Annotated in this window: 21 protein-coding genes and 1 pseudogene; 9 read left to right on the plus strand and 13 right to left on the minus strand. The window is 72.0% G+C overall.

All coding sequences use genetic code 11. The annotated features are described in order from the left end of the window. Nucleotides 1-13: 13 nt before the first annotated feature. From QFW81_RS06215 to QFW81_RS06260, 10 genes are all read right to left on the minus strand, one after another. Nucleotides 14-1,090, minus strand: coding sequence for a tetratricopeptide repeat protein (locus QFW81_RS06215; protein WP_280577794.1), 1,077 nt, complete (start codon nt 1,088-1,090; stop codon nt 14-16). Then, the gene (locus tag QFW81_RS06220) at nt 1,084-1,551 is read right to left on the minus strand and encodes a cytochrome c-type biogenesis protein (RefSeq protein WP_425603985.1); all 468 of its coding nucleotides are present in this window, start codon (nt 1,549-1,551) and stop codon (nt 1,084-1,086) included. Before QFW81_RS06220 ends, QFW81_RS06215 begins: the two co-directional genes overlap by 7 nt. A gap of 41 nt (nt 1,552-1,592) precedes the next feature. After that, on the minus strand, nt 1,593-2,150 hold the full coding sequence (locus QFW81_RS06225) for a DsbE family thiol:disulfide interchange protein (protein ID WP_280577796.1): 558 nt from the start codon (nt 2,148-2,150) through the stop codon (nt 1,593-1,595). Next, nucleotides 2,150-4,141 (minus strand): heme lyase CcmF/NrfE family subunit, encoded by a 1,992-nt coding sequence (locus QFW81_RS06230; RefSeq protein WP_280577797.1) that lies wholly within the window; start codon nt 4,139-4,141, stop codon nt 2,150-2,152. Before QFW81_RS06230 ends, QFW81_RS06225 begins: the two co-directional genes overlap by 1 nt. Nucleotides 4,142-4,333: 192 nt before the next feature. Continuing rightward, the gene (gene ccmE / locus QFW81_RS06235) at nt 4,334-4,816 is read right to left on the minus strand and encodes a cytochrome c maturation protein CcmE (RefSeq protein WP_280577798.1); all 483 of its coding nucleotides are present in this window, start codon (nt 4,814-4,816) and stop codon (nt 4,334-4,336) included. After that, on the minus strand, nt 4,813-4,989 hold the full coding sequence (gene ccmD / locus QFW81_RS06240; RefSeq protein ID WP_280577799.1) for a heme exporter protein CcmD: 177 nt from the start codon (nt 4,987-4,989) through the stop codon (nt 4,813-4,815). Before ccmD ends, ccmE begins: the two co-directional genes overlap by 4 nt. Then, nucleotides 4,986-5,735 (minus strand): heme ABC transporter permease CcmC, encoded by a 750-nt coding sequence (gene ccmC / locus QFW81_RS06245; protein WP_280578337.1) that lies wholly within the window; start codon nt 5,733-5,735, stop codon nt 4,986-4,988. Before ccmC ends, ccmD begins: the two co-directional genes overlap by 4 nt. 634 nt (nt 5,736-6,369) lie before the next feature. Further along, nucleotides 6,370-7,059 (minus strand): heme exporter protein CcmB, encoded by a 690-nt coding sequence (gene ccmB, locus QFW81_RS06250; protein ID WP_280577800.1) that lies wholly within the window; start codon nt 7,057-7,059, stop codon nt 6,370-6,372. A 91-nt stretch (nt 7,060-7,150) separates the two neighbouring features. Further along, nucleotides 7,151-7,804 (minus strand): heme ABC exporter ATP-binding protein CcmA, encoded by a 654-nt coding sequence (ccmA, locus tag QFW81_RS06255; RefSeq protein ID WP_280577801.1) that lies wholly within the window; start codon nt 7,802-7,804, stop codon nt 7,151-7,153. 34 nt (nt 7,805-7,838) lie between these two features. Continuing rightward, on the minus strand, nt 7,839-8,288 hold the full coding sequence (locus QFW81_RS06260) for a DUF3293 domain-containing protein (protein ID WP_280577802.1): 450 nt from the start codon (nt 8,286-8,288) through the stop codon (nt 7,839-7,841). A 241-nt stretch (nt 8,289-8,529) separates the two neighbouring features. Between QFW81_RS06260 and QFW81_RS06265 the strand changes: the two genes are divergently transcribed. Both QFW81_RS06265 and QFW81_RS06270 read left to right on the plus strand, forming a co-directional pair. After that, entirely contained in the window at nt 8,530-9,675 is a 1,146-nt protein-coding gene (locus tag QFW81_RS06265) for a pyridoxal phosphate-dependent aminotransferase (protein WP_280577803.1), read from the plus strand. A 10-nt stretch (nt 9,676-9,685) separates the two neighbouring features. Continuing rightward, nucleotides 9,686-10,483, plus strand: a complete 798-nt coding sequence (locus tag QFW81_RS06270; protein ID WP_280577804.1) for an amidohydrolase — start codon at nt 9,686-9,688, stop codon at nt 10,481-10,483. Between the two features lie 9 nt (nt 10,484-10,492). On the opposite strand, the gene QFW81_RS06275 is transcribed toward QFW81_RS06270, so the two are convergent. Together QFW81_RS06275 and QFW81_RS06280 are read right to left on the minus strand one after the other, a co-directional pair. Continuing rightward, nucleotides 10,493-11,098 (minus strand): hypothetical protein, encoded by a 606-nt coding sequence (locus QFW81_RS06275; protein ID WP_280577805.1) that lies wholly within the window; start codon nt 11,096-11,098, stop codon nt 10,493-10,495. Next, nucleotides 11,095-12,198, minus strand: a complete 1,104-nt coding sequence (locus QFW81_RS06280) for an NAD(P)/FAD-dependent oxidoreductase (RefSeq protein ID WP_280577806.1) — start codon at nt 12,196-12,198, stop codon at nt 11,095-11,097. Before QFW81_RS06280 ends, QFW81_RS06275 begins: the two co-directional genes overlap by 4 nt. Before the next feature lie 285 nt (nt 12,199-12,483). Between QFW81_RS06280 and QFW81_RS06285 the strand changes: the two are divergent. The 5 genes and pseudogenes from QFW81_RS06285 to lpxK all read left to right on the plus strand — a co-directional run. Further along, a pseudogene (locus tag QFW81_RS06285) lies at nt 12,484-15,020 on the plus strand (DNA internalization-related competence protein ComEC/Rec2); the annotation flags it as partial. After that, the gene (locus tag QFW81_RS06290; protein WP_280577808.1) at nt 14,917-15,579 is read left to right on the plus strand and encodes a MotA/TolQ/ExbB proton channel family protein; all 663 of its coding nucleotides are present in this window, start codon (nt 14,917-14,919) and stop codon (nt 15,577-15,579) included. The pseudogene QFW81_RS06285 and the gene QFW81_RS06290, both read left to right, overlap by 104 nt. Before the next feature lie 4 nt (nt 15,580-15,583). Continuing rightward, nucleotides 15,584-16,015 (plus strand): ExbD/TolR family protein, encoded by a 432-nt coding sequence (locus QFW81_RS06295; RefSeq protein WP_280577809.1) that lies wholly within the window; start codon nt 15,584-15,586, stop codon nt 16,013-16,015. A gap of 17 nt (nt 16,016-16,032) precedes the next feature. Then, a complete protein-coding gene (msbA, locus tag QFW81_RS06300; RefSeq protein ID WP_280577810.1) occupies nt 16,033-17,790 on the plus strand; it encodes a lipid A export permease/ATP-binding protein MsbA in 1,758 nt (585 codons plus the stop codon). Further along, on the plus strand, nt 17,787-18,791 hold the full coding sequence (gene lpxK, locus QFW81_RS06305; protein ID WP_280577811.1) for a tetraacyldisaccharide 4'-kinase: 1,005 nt from the start codon (nt 17,787-17,789) through the stop codon (nt 18,789-18,791). Before msbA ends, lpxK begins: the two co-directional genes overlap by 4 nt. 15 nt (nt 18,792-18,806) lie before the next feature. Here lpxK and QFW81_RS06310 read toward each other — a convergent pair whose 3' ends face one another. After that, nucleotides 18,807-20,201: an FG-GAP repeat domain-containing protein gene (locus QFW81_RS06310; RefSeq protein WP_280577812.1), complete on the minus strand. Its 1,395-nt coding sequence runs from the start codon at nt 20,199-20,201 to the stop codon at nt 18,807-18,809. Nucleotides 20,202-20,327: 126 nt separating this feature from the next. On the opposite strand from QFW81_RS06310, the gene kdsB reads away from it, so the two are divergent. Together kdsB and QFW81_RS06320 are read left to right on the plus strand one after the other, a co-directional pair. Next, a complete protein-coding gene (gene kdsB, locus QFW81_RS06315) occupies nt 20,328-21,098 on the plus strand; it encodes a 3-deoxy-manno-octulosonate cytidylyltransferase (RefSeq protein WP_280577813.1) in 771 nt (256 codons plus the stop codon). Between the two features lie 4 nt (nt 21,099-21,102). Next, nucleotides 21,103-21,585: a low molecular weight protein-tyrosine-phosphatase gene (locus QFW81_RS06320; RefSeq protein ID WP_280578338.1), complete on the plus strand. Its 483-nt coding sequence runs from the start codon at nt 21,103-21,105 to the stop codon at nt 21,583-21,585. Nucleotides 21,586-21,590: the final 5 nt, after the last annotated feature.

Raw genomic sequence — 21,590 nt, forward strand, 5'->3', positions numbered from 1 at the left:
CCGGGCTACGGGGCTACGGGGCGATGTCGAGGGCGACGGGGGTGATGGCGGGGAGGCGCACGCGGACGGGGGCTGATTCGAGGTCGCCGACGCTGCGGTTGGCGCTGCCGGTGGCGGAGATGCGGGCGAGCACTTCCACTTCCTCCAGCGAGGAGAGCTTTGCGGTGGGCATCGGGCTGTCGCTATCGTCGAGCACGATGTCCAGCGGCAGGTCGCGCACGGCGTGGCGTTCGACGGCGACCGGCATCGGCGGGCCACCGGCGGCGCGGGCGATGACGAACACGACCGCATCGGGCGACAGGCGGGCGCGTTCGGCCAGGCCGTCCGCGAGGGTCACGCGGACGCGCAGGCTGCCGGGCGCCACGCGTGCATCCGCAACCGGCGCCTCGGCGGTGGCCGCTTCCACCGGCGAGGCGTTCGCATCCGCCGGCAAAGGCGGCATGCCCGCTGCCTCGCGCGCCTGGTCGATCTGGGTGCGCAGCGCAGTCGCGGTGCTGGCGTCGACCTTCGGCAGCAGCGCCTCCCAGGTGGCGACGGCCGCCGCGTCCTCGCCGCGCTGGCGCTGGACCACGCCGACGAACCACGCGGCGCGCTGGTTGTCGGGTTCGATCGCGAGCGCCTGGCGCAGCATCGCCAGCGCCTCGTCGTCGAAGCGGTTGCCGGGCGCGGCCTGGGCGCGGGCCTGCGCGGCTTCGAGCAGCAGTTCGGGGTCGTCGGGAATGTGTTCGAGCGCGCTCATGTAGGCATCGCGCGCCGCCTCGCGGTTGCCGAGCGAGGCCTGGGCGCGGGCCAGCAGGCGCCAGCCCTCGGGCTGCGCCGGATCGCGCGCGAGTGCAGCCTGCAGTTCGGCGATCGCCTCTTCCATCGACGGCGCCTCGCCCGACGCCGCTGTGGCGGGCGCGGCCGAGCCGTCCAGCGCGGCCGGCGTGCCGACGATGCGGTAGAGCGCGAACGCCAGCACCGGCACCACCACCACGATCGCGGCGAACACGCGCGGCGAGGCCTTGCGCAGCGGCAGCGCGATCGCGGCGGCCACCGCCAGTGCGGCCAGTACCAGCACCGCGTACACCACCAGCGCGCCGGTCACCATTCCTGGTCCTCCTCCACCGGCAGCGGCTGGCGGCTGCGTGCGCGCACGATGCGCGCCACCACCACGCCGCCGACCAGTAGCAGCAGGCCCGGCGCCAGCCACAGCGCCCAGGTGTGGCCGCCGAAGCGCGGGCGGTAGAGCACGAACTCGCCGTAGCGTTCGACCAGGAAGGCGCGGATCTCCGCATCGCTGCGGCCCGAGCGCATCAGGTCGAACACCTCGCGCCGCAGGTCGTGCGCGATCTGCGCATTGGAATCGGCCAGCGACTGGTTCTGGCACATCACGCAGCGCAGTTCGGCCACCAGATCGTGGAAGCGGCGCGCCTCGGCGTCGTCGCGGAATTCGAGCGGGGTGGCGTCGCGCACGACCTGGGCGTGCGCGGGATTGGCGGGCGCGAGCAGCAACAGGGCCACCAGTACGGCCAGCAGCCAGCCAGTCCACGCGGCGCGCGTCGCACTCACTGCGTCCAGCAACGATCCCGCCCCCGGAGCGCGACGTGCACTCACCGCGGCACCCCGATCGCGTCCAGCGCGGGCAGCAGGCTCGAGGCCAGCGTCGCATCATCGATCGGGCCCACGTGCTTCCAGCGCACGATGCCCTGCGCGTCGACCAGGAAGGTTTCCGGCGCGCCGTAGATGCCCCAGTCGATCGCCTTGCGGCCGTCGTAGTCCACCAGCACCAGCCAGTACGGGTTGCCGAACTGTTCCAGCCAGCGCATGGCGTCGGCGTGTTCGTCCTTCCAGTTGTAGCCGATCACGCGCAGGCGCCGGGTTTCGGCGAAGCGGGTGATCACGGGGTGCTCGACCCGGCAGCCCGGGCACCAGCTGCCCCAGACGTTGAGCAGGTAGGGCTGGCCCAGCAGTTCCTGCGAGCTCACCAGGCGGCCGGGTTCGTGCAGTACCGGCAGCGAGAACTCCGGCGCCGGCTTGCCGATCAGCGGCGAGGGCAGGGCCTCGCGGTCGGCGCGGTCGGAGACCAGCACGCCGTACAGCAGCAGTCCGATCAGGCCGAGGAACACCACCGCGATGGTTGCGGCGGTGAGGTGGCGTGCGTTCGCCATCAGGCCGTGCCTCCGTCGGTGGCGGGCGCATCGCTGCGCGCGATGCCATCGGCCGCATCGCCCTCACGCGTGCGTCCGGCGCCCGACACGCGCCGGAACCGCCGGTCCGCCGCGGTCACGAACCCGCCCAGCGCCATCAGGAACGCGCCGGCCCAGACCCAGCGCACGAACGGCTTGACCTGCAGCCGCACCGCCCACGCGCCGTTGCCCAGCGGTTCGCCCAGCGCGACGAACACGTCCGCGAACACGCCGGCGTGGATGCCGGCATCGGTCATCACCTGGCCGCCGCTGGCATAGGCGCGCTTTTCCGGATGCAGCAGCGCAAGCGGCGCGTCGTTGCGGAACACCTGCACCAGGCCGCGGTCGGCGACGTAGTTCGGGCCCTGCGCGCGTTCGACGCCGTCGAAACGGAACGCGTAGCGGCCGATCTCGCTGGTCTGGCCAGGCATCATCGCCACTTCGCGCTGCACCAGCTGCGCCTCCACCAGCAGCGCGCCGACCAGGAACACGGCGATGCCGCCGTGCGCCAGCGTCATGCCCGCCATCTCCGGGGTGAAGGCGCGGCCGCTGGCGCGCAGCCGGCTCCACACGAAGCGCAGCGTCCCCAGCGCCACCCACGCCGCCGCCGCGACGCCGGCCGCCGTCTTCAGCGGTCCCTGCGGCGCGAGGAAGTACGCGATCGCGCCCAGCACCGCCGCCAGGCCCAGCCACGGCAGCAGCAGTGCGATCGGCTTCGACGGCTGCTCCTGCTGCCAGCGCGTGAGCGGACCGAACGGCACCAGCAGCACCAGCGGCGCCATCAGCAGCACGAACAGGGTGCCGAAGTAGGGCGGGCCGACGGAGACCTTGCCCAGGTCCAGCGCGTCGGCCAGCAGCGGATACAGCGTGCCCAGCAGCACCATCGCGCAGGCAGCGGCCAGCAGCAGGTTGTTGAGCAGCAGCAGGGTCTCGCGCGAGGCCGGCGCGAACGGACGCCCCTGCGGCAGCCGGGGCGCGCGCAGCACGTACAGCGCCAGCGCGCCGCCGATCACCGCCGCCAGGAAGGCGAGGATGAACAGCCCGCGCGAAGGATCGGCCGCGAACGAATGGACGCTGGTCAGCACGCCCGAACGCACCAGGAACGCGCCCAGCAGCGACAGCGAGAACGTCGCGATCGCCAGCAGCAGGGTCCAGCCGCCGAAGCTCCCGCGCTTCTCGGTCACTGCCTGCGAGTGGATCAGCGCAGCGCCCGCCAGCCACGGCATGAAGCTGGCGTTCTCCACCGGATCCCAGAACCACCAGCCGCCCCAGCCCAGTTCGTAGTACGCCCACCACGAGCCCAGCGCGATGCCGATGGTCAGGAAGCCCCAGGCCACGTTGGTCCACGGCCGCGTCCAGCGCAGCCAGCGCGCATCCACCTGGCCTTCGAGCAGTGCCGCGATCGCGAACGCGAACGGCACCACGAAGCCGATGTAGCCGATGTAGAGCATCGGGGGATGGATGATCATCCCCGGGTCCTGCAGCAGCGGGTTGAGGTCGTGCCCTTCGACCGCCACCGGCAGCAGCCGGGCGAACGGGTTGGAGGTGAAAATCATGAACGACAGGAAGCCGATGGCGACCAGCCCGATCACGCCGAGCACGCGGGCCATCACCACGTCGGGCAGGTGCCGCGACCACAGCGCGACGGCCGCGTTCCAGATGCCCAGCATCAGCACCCACAGCAGCAGCGAGCCCTCGTGCGCGCCCCACACCGCGGTGAAGCGGTAGACCATCGGCAGCAGCGAGTTGGAGTTGTCGGCCACGTACTTGACCGAGAAATCCTGCTGTACGAACGCAGCCGTGAGCGCGGCGTAGGCGAACGCCAGCAGCGCCAGCTGCGCATAGGCTGCGGGCCGCGCCACCGCCATCCACGCCGGCTTGTTGCCGGCCGCGCCCGCCAGCGGCAGCGCCGCCTGCAGCAGGGCCGCGAGCAGGGCGAGCAGCAGCGCGAGCTGGCCGAGTTCAGGCAGCATGCGCGGCTCCGTGCGCGTGGCGGGGCGCCTCGTTGCCGACGATGACATGCGGACGCGTGTGGCCTGCGCGGAGATCCGTGTTCCACGCCGTTGCCAGCGCGTCCGGACGGCCGCGCAAGATGTGAGGGGGACGATACGCGCGGGGTCGCACAGACCACTGGGTCCCCGCCTGCGCGGGGACGACGGGACTCCTCACTCCTGCGCCCCTGCGCCGGGCGCCACGTCGACGTCGTGCTTGCTGTGCGCCAAGCCCATCTTGTCGGCGACTTCCTTGGGCACGTAGGTCTCGTCGTGCTTGGCCAGCACGTCCTCGGCGACGAAGCGGTCGCCCTGCATGCGGCCGGTGGCGACCACCGCCTGGCCCTCGCGGAACAGGTCCGGCAGGATCTTGTCGTAGGTGACGTCCAGCTGCGCGTCGCCGTCGGTGACGCGGAAATGCGAGACCAGCGAGCCCTCCTCGCGGCGGAACGAGCCGGTCTCGACCATGCCGCCGAGGCGGAAGCGCGCCTCTCCGGAGGACACGCCCGTGCCCGCGCTGCCGGACAGGATCTCGTTGGGCGTGTACAGGTAGGCGATGTTCCGCTGCAGCGCGAACGCCACCAGGGTCGCGGCCAGGCCGGCCGCGGCGAGCAGGGCGAGCACGAACCACAGGCGGCGGCGGCGCGTCGGGTTCATCGCTTCAGCTCCGGGGCGGCGGTGGCGGCGGTCCCGCGCGCGGCCTCGCGCCTGGCCAGCATCCGCACCGCGCGCATGATCTGCGCGATGCGGATGCGCGGGGCCACGAAGTCCCACAGCAGCACGGTGGCGAACACGGCGTAGGCGGCGATCACGTAGCTGGCGTAGCTCATGCCGACGCTCCGGCCAGGCGGCGCACCCAGTCCTTGCCGGCCTCGCGCTGCAGGTTGTCGGCGCGCGCGCGCGCCAGCAGCGAGCCGATCGCCCACAGCTTGGTCCCCACCACCATCCACAGCAGCGGCGGCAGCATGCTGGCGTCCATCGAGGATTCGCCGAACACGCGGATGGTCTGGCCCTGGTGCAGCGAGTTCCACCACACCACCGAGTACCGGATGATCGGCAGCATCACCACGCCCACGATCGCCAGCAGCGAGGCGGCGCGCGCGGCGGCGCGCCTGTCCTCGATCGCCGCGTACAGGCCGATCACGCCGAAGTACAGGAACAGCAGCACCAGCTGCGAGGTCAGGCGCGGGTCCCAGTCCCACCACGTGCCCCACATCGGCTTGCCCCAGATGCTTCCCGTCGCCAGGGTGATGACGGTGAACGCGGCGCCGATCGGCGCGCAGGCCATCGCCAGGATCTCGCACAGCTTGATCCGCCACACCAGCGCGATCGCGCCGTACAGCGCCATCAGCGCGAACATCGCCATGCTCATCCAGGCGCTGGGCACGTGGATGTAGAGGATCCGGAAGCTGTCGCCCTGCTGGTAGTCCGCCGGCACCACGAACAGCGCGCCGTACAGCCCCACGCCCATCGCCAGCAGCCCGGCCGCGAACGCCCACGGCGCCCAGCGGGCCGCGAAGCGGTCGAAATACGGGGGCGACCCGAGCTGGTGGAACCAGCGCACCACCGGGTTCATGTTGGACATCGGGCTGGCTGCTCGCAGGGGCGGGACCGCGGGAGGCGGCCGGAGGCCGGGTCAGGCCGCCGGCATCCATGCATGGCTAAGTGTCTATTTTTTCAGACTCGACCGGTGCGGCCAAGCCTCGCGGGGTGGACAGGATGCCCCAGGGCGCGCCACGGGGCACAGTGCGAGGCACGAAAGATGGCGTGACGCGGACCTTGGCGAGTCGCGGAGCAGGGGCGACCCGCGACCTGACATCGTCGCGCCGAATGTCCAGGACGAGTGCGCAGGCGGACCCGTGGGGTCGGGGTGGGGTCGGAGCGTGCGCTTGAGCGGGTGCGAGGGCGGGCAGACGCGAAGACAAGGGCGGGTGCGGGGACGGGTGCGGTTGCGGGACGGAGGCGGGTGCGGTGGCGAAGGTGAGGGTGAGGGATGAGGGGGGGGCAGGACGCTCGAAGGGCGACCGAGGGGCGAGGGGGACGAGTGCGAGGTTGGGAGCGCGGATGCGAGCGCGCGTGCGGAGACGTTCGCGGGCCCCCGGATGCGCTTCGCTTATCCGAGCTACGCCTCGCCCCATCCCGGGCCGGTCCGTTGCCGGCCCGTAGCCCGGATAAGCGCAGCACATCCGGGTTCGCCGTCGCCGCGCCTCCTACTGCGCCGCGATCCGGATCGCCGTCGCGGCCGCCACCGGCGCCAGCACCAGCGCCATCAGCAGGCCCGCGCCGAGCAGCAGCAGGCCGCCCGCGGGGTCGTGGCCCTGCGCCGCGGCCGCCACGCTGCCGGCGCCGAACACCAGCACCGGCACGTACAGCGGCAGCGCCAGCAGCGCCAGCAGCACGCCCGCGCGTCGCATGCCGACGGTCAGCGCCGACACCACCGCGCCGATCAGGCTCAGCAGCGGCGTGCCCAGCGCCAGCGCACCGAGCAGCACCAGCCACAGCGACCGCGGCAGGTACAGCAGCTCGGCCAGCAACGGCACGGCCAGCAGCAAGGGCACCGCCGTGGTCAGCCAGTGCATCAGCGTGCGCACCAGCACCAGCCAGGCCAGCGGCACCGGCGCCAGCCGCCACTGTTCCAGCGACCCGTCCTCGGCGTCGCCGCGGAAGAGCGTGTCCAGCGCCAGCAGCCCCGACAGCAGGACCGCCACCCACAACACGCCCGGCGCCGCGCGCGCCAGCAGGTCGCGTTCGGCGCCCATCGCCAGCGCGAACAGCACCACCACCAGGATCGCGAACAGCGCCGGCTGGAGGGCATCGCCGCGGCGGCGCCAGAGCAGGCGCAGGTCGCGCACCACCAGCGCGCGCGCGGCCGATAGCAGGGTGGGCGTGCCGGCGCTCACGCGAACTGTGCCTCGAGCCGGAGCGAACACAGGTGCGCCCCCACCGGTGGCGCAACGGCGCTGCGAATGGCCCCCGCTGCCGCGCCCGCGCTCATGCGACCGCCTCCTGGTGGCCGAGCGAAAGCAAACGGGTGCGCACCGGCGGCGCGGCATAGGCGCCATGGGTGGTCACCAGGGCGCCGCCGCCGGCGTCCAGGTGCGCCCGCACCATGCGGTTGACCAGCTCGATCCCCGGCAGGTCGAGGTTCGCGTATGGCTCGTCCAGCAGCCACAGCGGCGCGGGCGACAGCCACAGCCGTGCCAGCGCCAGCCGCCGGCGCTGGCCGGCGGACAGGTGACGCACCGGCGCCTCATCAAAGCCGGCCAGGCCGACGATCGCCAGCGCCGGGTCGAGGTCGAGCGTCGGCCGCCGCCCGAGCAGGCCACATAGATAGTCCAGGTTCTCGCGAGCCGTGAGGTCCGCCTTCAGGCCCGGCAGATGGCCGAGATAGGCGAGGTGGCCGGCGCGCGCCGCCGCCGCCACCGGCACCCCCGCCAGTCGCACCTCGCCATTGCCGCCGTCGAGCAGGCCGGCGAGCACGCGCAGCAGGGTGGTCTTGCCGGCGCCGTTGCCACCCTGCACCAGCAGCGCTTCGCCGGGCTGAACGCTGAAGTCCAGCGGGCCGAACAGCGGCATCTCGTCGCGGGCGAAGCACAGGCCGCGCACGTCGAGCAGCGGCGCGGCGGCGGGAGGGGCGTCTGGCATCACGGGCGCTTCGGCCGGCGGTCGGCCATCGCGGTCATTGTAGCCAGTCGACGTCGGCGTCACCGGTCTCGTCGGCGGGCCGGGGCGCGTCCATGCGCAGCCGTACCGCGTCGCCCGGCCGCCACCACAGCGTGCCGAGCTGGCCGAAACGGCGCGCGAGCGCGTCGAACTGGTCGACCTCCATGCCCATCACGAGCCAGCTCGGTTCGCGCCAGCTGCGGTTGCGGGCGGAGGCGAAGGCCGGACGTATGCCGTATCCGCCGGCGACCAGCTGCGCGTGCAGGGCGTCGTCGTCGCGCCGGTTCTGCTCTTCGCTGCGTTCGATCGAGCGCGGATTCCAGGCCGACAGCATCCCGAACGTGGTGGCGGCGGGATACGCGAGCTCCAGCCCCGGCGTGGGCAGCCCGATGATCACGTCGTGCCAGGAGCCGTCGTACTGCCAGCGGTACTCGGCCGCGAGATAGGCGTGCAGGAGCTCGGACACGCGCGCCGGTTCGGGGGGCGAGGGGGCAGGGGGCATGGCGGCTCAGTGCGTCCTGCGCCGGGCAACCACGTCGAAGGGCGGGGCATCGACACCGCCACCCGCAGCCTGGACGTGGGCCATCTCGTCCGCAGGCCGGGAGGGAACCATGCCGGGCGTCTCCTGCGTGAACATCCGCTAGATGTAACCGATCCCACACGGATCGTAAACTGCAGCCTTTCGCCAAGGCCCCCGACGTCCCCCGATGATCCAGACCAAACTGCCGAAGGTCGGCACCACCATCTTCACCGTGATGTCGCAGCTGGCGCAGGAACACGGCGCGGTGAACCTCGGCCAGGGCTTTCCGGACTTCCCGGTGCCGCCCCGGCTGGTGGAGGAACTCGAGCGGGCGATGCGCGCGGGCCACAACCAGTACGCGCCGATGACCGGGGTGCCGGCATTGCGGCAGGCGATCGCGGCCAAGACCGCGCGCGTGTACGGTCACGCGCCCGATGCCGACACCGAGGTCACCGTGACCAGCGGCGCGACCGAGGCGATCTTCAACGCCATCCACGCCGTGGTGCGCGCCGGCGACGAGGTGGTGGTGCTCGATCCCTGCTACGACTGCTACGAGCCGGCGATCGATCTGGCCGGCGCGCGCGCGGTGCACGTGCCGCTCGATCCGGTCACCTTCGCCCCGGACTGGCAGCGCGTGCGCGAGGCGATCGGCCCGCGCACCCGCATGCTGATGATCAATAGCCCGCACAACCCCTCCGGCGCCATGCTGTCCGCGGACGACATGCGCGAGCTGGCGGCGATCCTCGACGGCACCGGCATCTTCCTGGTGTCGGACGAGGTGTACGAACACATCGTGTTCGATGGCGCCAGGCACGAGTCGGTGCTGCGCCACCCGGCGCTGCGCGAGCGCGCGTTCGTGGTCTCGAGCTTCGGCAAGACCTACCACTGCACCGGCTGGAAGATCGGCTACTGCATCGCGCCGCCGGCGCTGGGCACGGAGTTCCGCAAGGTGCACCAGTACAACGTGTTCTCCACCTTCACCCCGGGGCAGCATGCCTTCGCCGCCATGCTGGAGGCCGAGCCGGAGCACTACGAGCAGCTCGGCGCGTTCTACCAGGCCAAGCGCGACCGGTTCCGCGATCAGCTCGCCACCACCCGGCTGGCGCCGCTGCCGGTGCCGGGTGGCTATTTCCAGCTGGTCGACTATTCGGCGGTCAGCGATCTGGACGATGCCGCGTTCTGCCGCTGGCTGACGGTCGAAAAGGGGGTGGCGGCGATCCCGCTGTCGCCGTTCTACGAGACGCCGCCGGCTGGCCAGCGCCTGGCGCGGCTGTGTTTCGCCAAGAACGAGGCGACACTGGACGCGGCGATCGAACGCCTGCAGAGGTTGTGAGGACATGACCATGAACAATCTCCGCGTGTCCCTGGTGCAGGGCGCGACCCGCTGGCACGATCCGGCGGGCAACCGCGCGTACTACGCCGACCTGATCGCGCCGCTGCACGGCATCACCGACCTGGTGCTGCTGCCGGAGACCTTCACCAGCGGCTTCTCCAACGACGCCATCGGCGATGCCGAGACGATGGACGGCCCGACCGTCGCCTGGATGCGCGAGCAGGCCGGCCGACTGCAGGCGGCGGTCTGCGGCAGCGTGCAGCTGCGCGTGGACGGGTCGGTGTTCAACCGGCTGCTCTGGGTCACGCCCGACGGCGAGCTGCAGCACTATGACAAGCGCCACCTGTTCCGCTACGCGCGCGAACACGAGCGCTATGCCGCCGGTCGCGAGCGCGTGACCGTGGAGTGGAAGGGCTGGCGGATCTGCCCGCTGGTCTGCTACGACCTGCGCTTCCCGGTGTACTCGCGCAACCGTTTCGATGTCGAACGGCCCGGCGCGCTGGACTACGACCTGGTGCTCTATGTCGCCAACTGGCCGGCGGCACGCGCCTACGCGTGGAAGACCCTGCTGCGGGCGCGCGCGATCGAGAACCTGTGCTACGTGGCCGGGCTCAACCGGGTCGGTGCCGACGGCAACGGCATCGACTACGACGGCGACAGCGCGGTGATCGATTTCCTCGGCCATCCGGTGAGCGAATGCAGCGACGCCGAAGTGGTCGTCACCACGACGCTGCTCGGCGCCGAACTTGAGAAGCATCGCGAGCGGTTCCCGGCGATGCTGGACGGGGACGCGTTCGAGCTGCGCTGAAGGCGGCGGTCAGCCGTTGTAGAAGTAGTACACGCGCCGGGTGCGCGGCGATACCACGATCATCCCGATGCGGCCGTAGGCGCAGTAGCTGCCGGGCGTATTCACGGCTTCGGCCGCAGCGCGCAGCTGGTCGCGGTCGACATCGATGCAGAAGCCGTACGCGCAGACGTACTGCAGGATCTCGTGGCGGCCGGTGGTCGAATCGGGCGGCCAGCGTCTGTCCGGCGCCAACGGCGTGGCGCGCCAGTCGCTGTAACGGCCGCGCCAGCGGCGCGATGCCTCCGGCGGCGGCATCCGCTCCAGGTACTCCACGCCACCGGCCGCGAGCGCTCGCGCGGCGTCCCCAGGCAGACGGTAGGAGATGAAGCCGGCCTCGTTGCCGCCCGGCCCGAACCCCCAGGCCTCCTCTTCCGCGTAAAGCACCTGCCACACGCCCAGCGCCGGGGGCACATGGGACAGGCGGTGCGTACGCACCAGAGCCGCGCAGCCACCCACGGCCAGCACCACCGCGCAAGCCGAGAGCGCCGACATCTCGCGCGGCGCGACGACGAATGCCGTCACGATCGCCGCGCACAACGCAATCGCGAGCGCGAACAGCGACAGGAGTGCGATCACGCGACGCCCCGTGGTCGCGACCCATGGCCACGGGCATGGAAGTAGATCCGCTCCGCCGCCCAGCGCAGCGGCGGGGTGCCCAGCAGCAGGTCGAACGGCCAGTCGCGCTGCAGGTGGTCGAAGGCCCATCGCAACGCGCGCTTGCTTCGGAACCTGGGCGCGGCGCGTTCGGCGACACGCGCCGGATCCGGGCCGCCGTGCAGCAGATGCGCGGCGATCGCATCGCCCACCGCCTCCCCGTGCCGCCAGGCCGAATGGATGCCGCCGGCGGTGACCGGTGACACGATGCCCGCGGCATCGCCGGTCAGGATCACGCCCGGTGCGGCCAGCGGGCGCACCGGGCCGCCGCAGGGAATCAGGCCGGCGCGGGTGGCGCCTGGCGCGAGCGCGGGATCGATACCCAGGCGTGCGCCGACGCGACGGCGCAGCGCATCGATGTCCGGGACACCGGCGCGGTCGGCGCGGTGCCGGAACGCGAGTCCGAACTGCACCCCGTCCGGGCCCTGCGCCGCCCAGCCGATGTAGCCGGGCGCCAGTGCGCGGTCGATGAAGCAGTGCAGGCGCCCGGGTTCGCGCAGGGTAGCGCCTTCGAACTCGTACTCGACGCCGTACAGGAACTCGCGCACCCGGCCCAGGCCCGCCCGCATCGCCACGCGTGATTTCGCGCCGTCGGCGCCCACCAGCCAGCGGCAGCCGCCGAGACCGTCGACCTGCCAGCCGCCGTCGACGCGGCGCGCATCGGTGAACGACTGCATCAGCCGCATCTCCACCCCCGCACGCTCCAGCTCCGCGGCCAGCCAGCGCATGACGTTGGGGGTGTCGGTCGCGAGGAAGTAGTAGTCGTCGCGCTGCAGGGCCAGGCTGCGCAGGTTCGGCGCGTACAGCCGCACGCCGTCGATGCGCCGCACCAGCGACGGCGGCAGCGCCGAGAGCGCGGCACCCTCGGCCGCTTCGCGCACGATGATGCCGGTGGTGTGCAGGCGGATGCCGGGGTCGCGCTTGCGCTCGAGCACGCAGACGCGCAGGCCCTGGCGCCGCGCCGCGAGTGCGCACGCGGCGCCCGCGAAACTCGCGCCGACGATCACCACGTCCCACTGCATGCGCGCTGGATCCGCCACGTTCGTCCGTCCGGTTCGATGTGGCGGCAGGATGGGCGCCGCCCGTGGCCGGGCGATGGGGTGTCGGTGAAGTAGGAGTGAAGTGGAACGCACACCGGCGGGCGAGGCGATCGACGGTCTGCAGGTCCGCCGGCGGCACGCATCGCGCGGGCCGCGGCGGCAGCGCCCGGTTCGGACTATCCCTACCTGGCGCCACCACATCGACCGATGCCGCGGGCGCATTGGGGGCGTCACGATGCGCCGGTGTTCCCGATTCCGGCGAGGACCATGGACGGTCCGCAGACATCCGGCCGCGTCGCGCGGCCGCCCTTCGGACCGGCGGTGGCCATCGCATGCGTCTCGGGCGTGCTGGCCGCATCGCGCCTGCCGGCGCTGCCGCCGGTGGCCGTCCTGGTCGCGCTGCTGCTGGTCGGAGCCGGCGCCTGGGGACGGACGCAGGACTGGCGGCGGCCCGCCGGGGCACTGCTGGTCGGGCTCGCGCTGTTCGGCCTGCATGCGGCGTGGACGCTGTCGCGCCAGTTGCCGCCCGAACTGGAGCGGGGCGATTTCGAACTGTCCGGACGCGTGGTGCAGTTGCCGGAGCACGAGGCGCGGCGGACGCGTTTCCTGTTGCGCGTGGACCGAGACGACGCGGTGGCGCCGGCGCTGCACGGGCGGCTGCTGCGGCTGTCGTGGTACGACGATCGCGCCGCGCCGCGCGACGACCGGTTCGGAATCGAGGCCGGCAGCCGCTGGCGCTTCACGGTGCGCCTGCGCGCGCCGCGCGGGCTGCGCAACCCGGGGCATTCGGACAGCGAGCGACAGATGCTGGCCGCGCGGATCGCGGCCACGGGCTACGTGCGCGACGGCGAGCGGTTCGAGCGGCTGCATGCGGGCGCGGGCATCGACGGCTGGCGCGAGCGCACTGCGGCGCGGATCGATCGGGAGGTGGCGCGGCCGTCGGCGCGTTTCGTGCGGGCGCTTGCGCTCGGCGACACGCGCACGATCGGCGATGCCGACTGGGACACCCTGCGCGCCACCGGCCTGACCCATCTGGTCGCCATTTCCGGCTTCCACGTCGGACTGGTGGCAGGCTTCGCCGCGCTGGTGTTCGCCGGGCTGTGGTGGCTGGCGCCTGCGCTCGGGCGCCGCATGCCGCGACCACAGGCGGCCGCTGTGGGCGCGCTGCTCGGTGCGGCGGGTTACGCGGCGGTGGCGGGCTTCGCGCTGCCCACCGTGCGCACGGTGCTGATGGTGGCGGTGGTGGTGCTGGCGCGGCTGTGGCGGCGTCCGGTGGGGGTGGCCGATGCGCTGGCGCTGGCCGCGATCGCGCTGCTGCTGGTCGACCCGCTGGCGGCGCTGACCGCGGGCTTCTGGCTGAGTTTCGCCGGCGTGGCCTGGCTGGTGTGGTGCCTGCCGCGGGTCGGCGACCAGCCGCTGGTGGGCGGGTTCCTCGCCGCGCAATGGGTGGCCACGCTCGGCCTGCTGCCGCTGACCGCGGCCCTGTTCGGACAGGCCTCCCTGGCCGGACCGCTCGCCAACCTGGTGGCGATCCCGTGGTGGAGCCTGGTGGTGGTGCCGCTCGCGCTGCTGGGGACCGGCCTGGACGCGCTGCAGGCCGGGTGGGGCGGATGGGCCTGGCGGCTGGCCGCGTCCGCCTTCGACCTGTCGTGGCCGTTGTTCGAGTGGCTGGCAGGCGGGCGCGCCGCGCTGTGGTGGCTGCCCGAGGCACGCTGGTACGCGGCGCCGCTGGCACTGCTGGGCGCGTTGTGGCTGCTGCTGCCGCGCGGCGTGCCCGGCAAGGCGCTGGCCCTGCTGTTGTGGCTGCCGCTGCTGTGGCCTGACCGGCACCTGCCGCGGCCCGGCGAGTTCGACCTGGTGATGCTGGATGTCGGGCAGGGGACGGCGCTGCTGGTCCGGACCGCCCGCCACGCAGTGCTCTACGACGCCGGACCGGCCGTGCCCGAAGGCTTCGACGCCGGCGAGCGCGTGGTGGTGCCATCGCTGCACGCGCTTGGCGTGCGCCGGCTCGCGGCGACCGTCATCAGCCATGGCGATGCCGACCACGCGGGCGGTTTCGACTCCCTGCGTCGCCGGTTCCCGGAGGGACCCGTCTTCGCCGCCCCCGACGCGGCGATCGACGGCGCCGCCCCGTGCCTGGCCGGCACGGCCTGGGAAGCCGACGGCGTCGCGTTCCGCGTCCTGCATCCCGACCCGCACTTCCCGTCGATGGGCAACGAATCGAGCTGCGTGCTCAGGATCGAATCCGCGCACGGTGCGGCGCTGCTGGCGGGCGACGTCGGCGAGGTGGTCGAGCGCATGCTGGTGCACGACCATCCCGGCGCACTGCGCAGCGACGCGGTCCTGATCGCCCACCACGGCAGCGGAAGCTCGTCGGATCCCGCGCTCATCGAGGCCACGCGGCCGCAGGTGGCGCTGGTGTCGGCCGGCCACGGCAACCGCTTCGGCCATCCGCAAAAGGCCGTAATGGATCGCTGGGAACAGGCCGGCGCGCAGCCCGCGGTCACCGCCCGCGACGGCGCCGTGACCGTGCGCCTGCGCCGCGACGGGGTGCGGATCGAGGCGCGCCGTCGCGACCACCCGCGCCTGTGGGACGCGCAGCGCCGCATCGACCACGTGCGCTGAGTCACCCGGCGGCACCCGGGCGCTGGGCTATCCTATCGCGCAGTCAGGTCAGGCCCGAGGGCCGGAGGGGAGGACGTGCTCGAACTGGTGAAGTCCGGCGGCTGGCCGATGATTCCGCTGCTGCTGTTGTCCGCGGTAGGCCTGGCGATCATCGTCGAGCGCTTCTGGGCGCTGCGTCGCAAGGCCGTGCTGCCGCCGGGCCTGGGGCCGGAAGTCCGCGCCTGGGCCGCGCGCGGCAAGCTCGATCCGACGCACATCGACTCGCTGCGCCGCAACTCGCCGCTCGGCGCGCTGCTCGCCGCCGCGCTGGACGTGCGCCACCGTCCGCGCGAGGAGATACGCGAACGGGTGGAGGACGTGGGCCGCCACATCGCGCACCGCATGGAGCGATTCCTCAATGCGCTCGGCACCATCGCCGGCGCCGGTCCGCTGCTGGGCCTGTTCGGCACCGTGGTGGGCATGATCCAGATGTTCCTCGGGGTGATGGACCACGGCGTCGGCGACGTCAACCAGCTCGCCGGCGGCATCGGCAAGGCGCTGGTGTGCGCGGCGGCGGGCATGATCGTCGCCGTCCCGGCGCTGGTGTTCCATCGCTATTTCCGCGCCCGGGTGGACGGCTACATCGTCGACATGGAGCACGAGGCGATCCAGCTGATGGACGTGATCGATCCGCGCGCACGCCGCGCCGCCGCCGCGGTGGCGGCCGTCCCGCCCGACGCCCAGCCGGTCCAGGCCTGAGCCGATGCGCATCCGCGACCGCCGCGCCGAGGACGTGCCGGAGATCAACCTGGTGCCGCTGATCGACGTGATCCTGGTGCTGATCATCTTCTTCGTGATCACCACCACCTTCGACGCGCGCTCGGTGCTCAAGCTCGAACTGCCGCGCGCCGGCGGCGAGCCGAACACGCAGTCCGAATCGCTGAGCCTGCTGATCAACGCCGACGGGCGCTACTTCGTGGGCGACCGCGAAGCGCTGCGCACCGACGTGGAATCGCTCAAGCGCACGATCGTGGAAGTGGCCGGCGAGGACCGAGAGCGCACGGTCCTGCTGCGCGCCGACGCGCGCACGCCGTGGCAGGCGGTGGTGACCGCCTACGACGCGCTGGGCCAGCTCGGCTTCACCCGCATCGCCAACGCCACCGCGCCCGAAGCGCCCGCCCCGGCGGCGCCGTGACCGGTGCCGCCGCCCCCGTGACCGCCGACGCCGCGGGCGCATGGCCCGTCTACCGGCGGTTGCTGGGCCACGCCTGGGTCTACTGGCCGTTCCTGCTGGTGGCGATGGTGGCGATGGTGATCGAGGCGCTGGCCGGCGCCGCGTTCGTGTGGCTGATGGAGCCGCTGACCAACGACGGCTTCGTCGACCCCAAGCCCGAGATGGCGATCGTGCTGCCGCTGTCGATCATCGGCCTATTCCTGCTGCGCGGGGTGGCGACCTTCGCCACCGACTACGGCATGGCGCGGGTTGGCCGCAGCGTGGTGCGCGACCTGCGCGAACTGGTGCTGGGCAAGTACCTGCGCCTGCCGAGCAGCCGCTTCGACACCGAATCGGTGCCGGCGATGGTGAGCCGGCTCAACTTCGACACCGAACAGGTCACCCAGGCCAGCTCCGACGCGCTCAAGGCGATCCTGACCGACGGCCTGACCGTCCTGTTCCTGTTCGGGCTGATGCTCTACACCAGCGTCAAGGTGACGCTGGCGATGATCCTGATCGCGCCCTTCATCGGTGTGCTGGTCTGGTACGTCGGCGGCCGCTACCGGCGCATCAGCCGCGGCATCCAGGACGGCATGGGCGCGCTGGCCGCGAGCGCCGAGCAGTCGCTGGCCGCGCAGCAGGACGTCAAGGTGTACGGCGCCCAGGCGTTCGAACGGGCGCGCTATTCGGGCTTCGCCAATCGCATCCTGCGCCTGAACATGAAGGTCGAGACCACGCGCGCGGCCTCGTCGGCCATGGTCCAGATCCTCGCTGCGCTGGCGCTGGCGGCGATCGTGTGGGTGTCGGTGCGCGAGGCGCTGGTCGGGCAGCTGAACCCGGGCGAGTTCGTGCAGCTGATGACGGCGATGATGGGGATCATTCCGTCGCTGCGCCGGATCACCAATGTGCAGAGCGTGATCGGGCGCGGCGTGGCGGCGGCCGAGCGCCTGTTCTCGGTGCTCGACTCGGACGAGGAAGCCGACACCGGCGCCCGTCCGGTGGCGCGCGCGCGCGGCGAGCTGGTGTTCGACCATGTCTCGCTGCGCTACGCGCGCGACGACGACGATCGCCACGCCCTGCACGACGTCAGTTTCCGTGCCGCGCCGGGCACGGTGACCGCGATCGTGGGCCGCTCCGGCAGCGGCAAGACCAGCCTGGTGCGGCTGGTGCCGCGATTCTACGAACCCAGTTCGGGGACGATCACGCTCGACGGCGCGCCACTCGACGCCTACCGCCTGTCCGATCTGCGTCGCCAGATCGCCCTGGTCGGGCAGCGGGTCATGCTGTTCGACGACAGCGTGGCCGCCAACATCGCCTACGCCGCCGACGCCAGCCCGGAGGCATTGCGCGCCGCGGCCGAAGCCGCCAACGCCTGGGAGTTCATCGAGCGCCTGCCGCAGGGCATGGACACGCCGATCGGCGAGAACGGCGCGATGCTGTCCGGCGGCCAGCGCCAGCGCCTGGCGATCGCACGCGCGATCCTGCGCGACGCGCCGATCCTGATCCTCGACGAGGCCACCGCCGCACTCGACACCGAATCCGAGCGCCTGGTGCAGGAGGCGTTGACCCGCCTGATGCCCGATCGCACCACGCTGGTCATCGCCCATCGCCTGTCGACCATCGAGCACGCCGACCAGGTGCTGGTACTCGACCAGGGCCGGCTGGTGGAGCAGGGCACGCATGCCCAGTTGCTGGCGCAGGGAGGCCTGTACGCGCATCTGCACCGGATGCAGTTCCGCGACGGCGGCGAGGCGTGAGCCGCGGGTCCGGCCAGCCGCCGCGCTACTGGTACGCGGATGCCGCCGTCCCCCTGCACGCCCGTGCGCTGGCCAGCGTGTACGGCGCGCTGGCGGGATTGCGCCATGACCTCTACCGCCGCGGCGTGCTGCGGCGCCAGCGCGTCGCGTGCCCCGTCGTCGTGGTCGGCAACCTGGTCGCAGGCGGCAGCGGCAAGACGCCGCTCACCATCGCCCTGGTCGAGCGCCTGCGCGCCGCCGGATGGACACCGGGCGTCGCCAGCCGCGGGTACGGTCGCACCGATCCCGCCGCCGCGCGCTGGGTCGACGCTGACACCGATCCCGCGCTCGGCGGCGACGAACCCGTACTGATCGCGACCCGGACCGGCGCGCGCGTGCGCGTGGACCGCGACCGCGTCGCGGCGGCGCGGTCGCTGGTCGCCGACGGCTGCGACATCGTGGTCTGCGACGACGGCCTGCAGCACTACCGGCTCGCGCGCGACCTGGAGATCGAGGTGATCGACGGCCGTCGTCGCTACGGCAATGGTCGCCTGCTGCCTGCGGGCCCCTTGCGCGAACCGCCCGTACGCGGCGAAGGCTGCGACTTCCGGGTACTCAACGTCGGCGACGCCACCGACCTGGCCGCGGGCTTCGGCGAGTGGCCGATGTGGTTCGAGCCCGGACCGGCCCGGCCGCTGCGCGGCGGACGGCCGAAGCCGCTGTCCGCCTACTCGGGCCAGCGCGTGCACGCGGTGGCCGGCATCGGCGACCCCGAGCGCTTCTTCGCGATGCTGCGCGGCCACGGCATCGCGGTGGTGCCCCACGCCTTCGGCGACCACCACGCCTACACCGCCGAGGACCTGCGCTTCGGCAGTGACCTGCCGGTGCTGCTGACCGAGAAGGACGCCGTGAAATGCGCCGCCTTCGCCACCGACCGCTACGCCAGCGTCGGCATCGACGCACGCCTGCCCGAAGCCTTCTGGGTGGCGCTGCTCGACCGGCTGCCCCGTGCCGCCCCCTGATCGATCAGTCTCTGCTCAACGCTTCCATCGGTGACCGCGGCCACCGGTATCGCGACGGAAGCAACCTTCGACCCTGTTGATCCACAGGGCCACGCCGTCCACCGACAGTACGTCCGGGCATCCATTGCTGTCGATGTCACCGACCGTGGTCGAGTTTGACTGGTCGTAGGGAACGGACGGCGCGGACGAAATGTCTTCGCCCTTCACCAGGCGGCCGGACTCCTGGCGAAAAACGGTCGCGTGCGACACCGCGCCGGCAGGGAAACGGACGAAGATGTCGTCGTCTCCGTCTCTCTCGAAATCAGCTACCGCGAAATGCGAAGCGATCTGGGGGAGGTCGACCTGCCGGATCCGGAAAAGGGGCGGCTCTCGACCTGGCGACTGGTACAGCACGTGGAACAGGGCTGGCATGCGCTTCGTCGTGGAAACGACGAGATCTGCCAAGCCATCGTCGTTGAAGTCCCCGATTTCCATGCCAGCGTCGCTGATGTCGGATCCCGACGGCGGCGCGTCCTCGTTGGGAGGCATCGGCATGCTGTCCGGCGCGCGGAAACCTCCCGCGCCATCATGTGGATACACCATCAGTTCGGCGCCAATCCCGTCACGCAGAAGCAAAAGGTCGGTAAAGCCGTCTTCGTTCGCATCAGCGGCTTTCAGGTCGACCCAGCCGTCCGACGGTAGCCGCCAGGAACCGGAGTCGACGAAGCGTCCCGAGCCATCGCCCATCAACGTCGAGAGAAACATCTCGTAGAGGCACGCGGCGTCGACATTTCCGTCGAGATCGATGTCGGTCAGCGCAATGTGCGCGCATGATGACAACGTCGCTTCGGTAATCCGGTAGCCGGTGGACGCGCTGTAGCTCAGGACGAGAATTCCGCGGTCGGACGCCAGTACGGCGTCTTCGATACCGTCGTTGTCGACGTCCGCGGAAGCCAGCTTCATAGTCAGGACTGAGCGGAAGTTGCCCGGGTAGGGAATTTCCTGGATCGGCAACAGGGTTCCTGCCGAAGACTGGCGCATCACCAGGAATCGCGTCGGTTTACCGACGCTCGACACACCAGTGAATCGGGATGCCATGACGATGTCGTCACGACGGTTGCCGTCGATATCCAGTGAGGCGATCGCAATCAGTTCGCCCGTGCTCGCACCCGTCGGATACCAATCGGGTGGAAGAAAGCGCGCCTCCCCCTTCGACGTGTCTGGGCTGGCCGACATGTCCGACGCGTTGCCGGCTGAACCAGCCGCCCGCCGTGGCGCAGGTGAGGCCGCCGCCTGTATGGGTGCGGCTGGCGACACGCCCGCCGGCTCCGGGGCGCCATCCCCGCCAGAAACGCCACAGCCCAGGACCAGGAAGCAAGTCAACAGCGACAGGCAGCCGCCGAAACGCCGGCGCACGTACAAGCATTCCATCGCGATCCCCCGGTCCGGCCCAGCGCGCGTTCGCGGCAAGTTGCCCACGCGCAATCTAAATCTGCTGGAACGGCGAACACAAGGGGCACGGACATGTTCGGCAAGGTCGCATGCGACAATCCCTTCATGGGTCGCCAAGCCTTCGTCGTCGCCATCCCCGCCCGCCACGATGCCACCCGGCTGCCGGGCAAGCCGCTGCGCCTGCTGGGCGGCGAGCCGCTGGTGTTGCACGTCGCGCGCCGGGCACTGGCGGCGGGCGCAAGCGAGGTGTGGGTGGCGGCGGACGACGCGCGCATCGCAGCCGCGCTCGAGGGCAGCGGCGTGCGCGTGGCGATGACCCGGACCAGCCACCAGTCGGGCACCGATCGCCTAGCCGAGTGCGCCGACATCGCCGGCTGGAGCGACGACACCATCGTGGTCAACCTGCAGGGCGACGAGCCGTTCGCGCCCGCTGCCGGCATCGGTCGCGTCGCGGCGCTGCTCGACGGCGGTACTGCCGGCATGGCGACCCTGGCCGAGCACATCACCGAACCGGCGGTGCTGTTCGATCCCAACACGGTGAAGGTGGTGGTGGCCGACAGCGGCCACGCGCTCTATTTCAGCCGCGCGCCGATTCCCTGGCACCGCGACGCCTTCTCGCGCGAGGGCGCGATCACCGCGCCGGGCGAATGGCTGCGCCACATCGGTATCTACGCCTACCGCGCCGGTTTCCTGCGCCGGTTTTCCGCCATGCCGCCGGGCCGCCTGGAACGGATCGAGTCGCTCGAACAGCTGCGCGTGCTCGAGGCCGGCCTGCCGATCGCGGTGGCGCTGTCGCCCGCGCCCTTCCCGCAGGGCGTCGACACCCCCGAAGACCTCGCCCGGGCCGAGGCGCTGCTGGGAGCCGCCAGTGGGTGAGTCGATGCGGATCCTGGTGGTGTGCCTGGGCAACATCTGCCGCTCGCCGCTGGCGGAGGGGCTGCTGCGCCACCACCTCGCGGCGGCGCGGCTGGGGCACCGGGTCGAGGTGGACTCCGCGGGCACCGGCGGCTGGCACGCCGGCGAACCGCCGGACCGCCGCACGATCGCCAACGCCGCCGGCCACGGGCTCGACATCACGGCGCTGCGTGCGCGCCAGTTGCGCGACGCCGACTACCACGAGTTCCAGTGGCTGCTGTGCGCCGACCGCGCCAACCTGGCCGAAGTCCGCGGGCGCGCGCCGGTGGACGCGCCTGCGCGCAGCGCCCTGCTGCTCGAGTGGGCGGGGCTGGGGCAGGGCGCCGAGATCCCGGACCCGTACACCGGCGGCCCCGAGGCCTTCGAGCACGTGTGGAGCCTGGTCGACCGCGCCGCGCAGGCCATCGTGCAGCGGCTGGCGGACCGCACCCGGGCGATTGACGCATAATCTCC

The sequence above is a fragment of the Luteimonas kalidii genome (assembly GCF_029887935.1).
Taxonomy (GTDB): domain Bacteria; phylum Pseudomonadota; class Gammaproteobacteria; order Xanthomonadales; family Xanthomonadaceae; genus Luteimonas; species Luteimonas kalidii.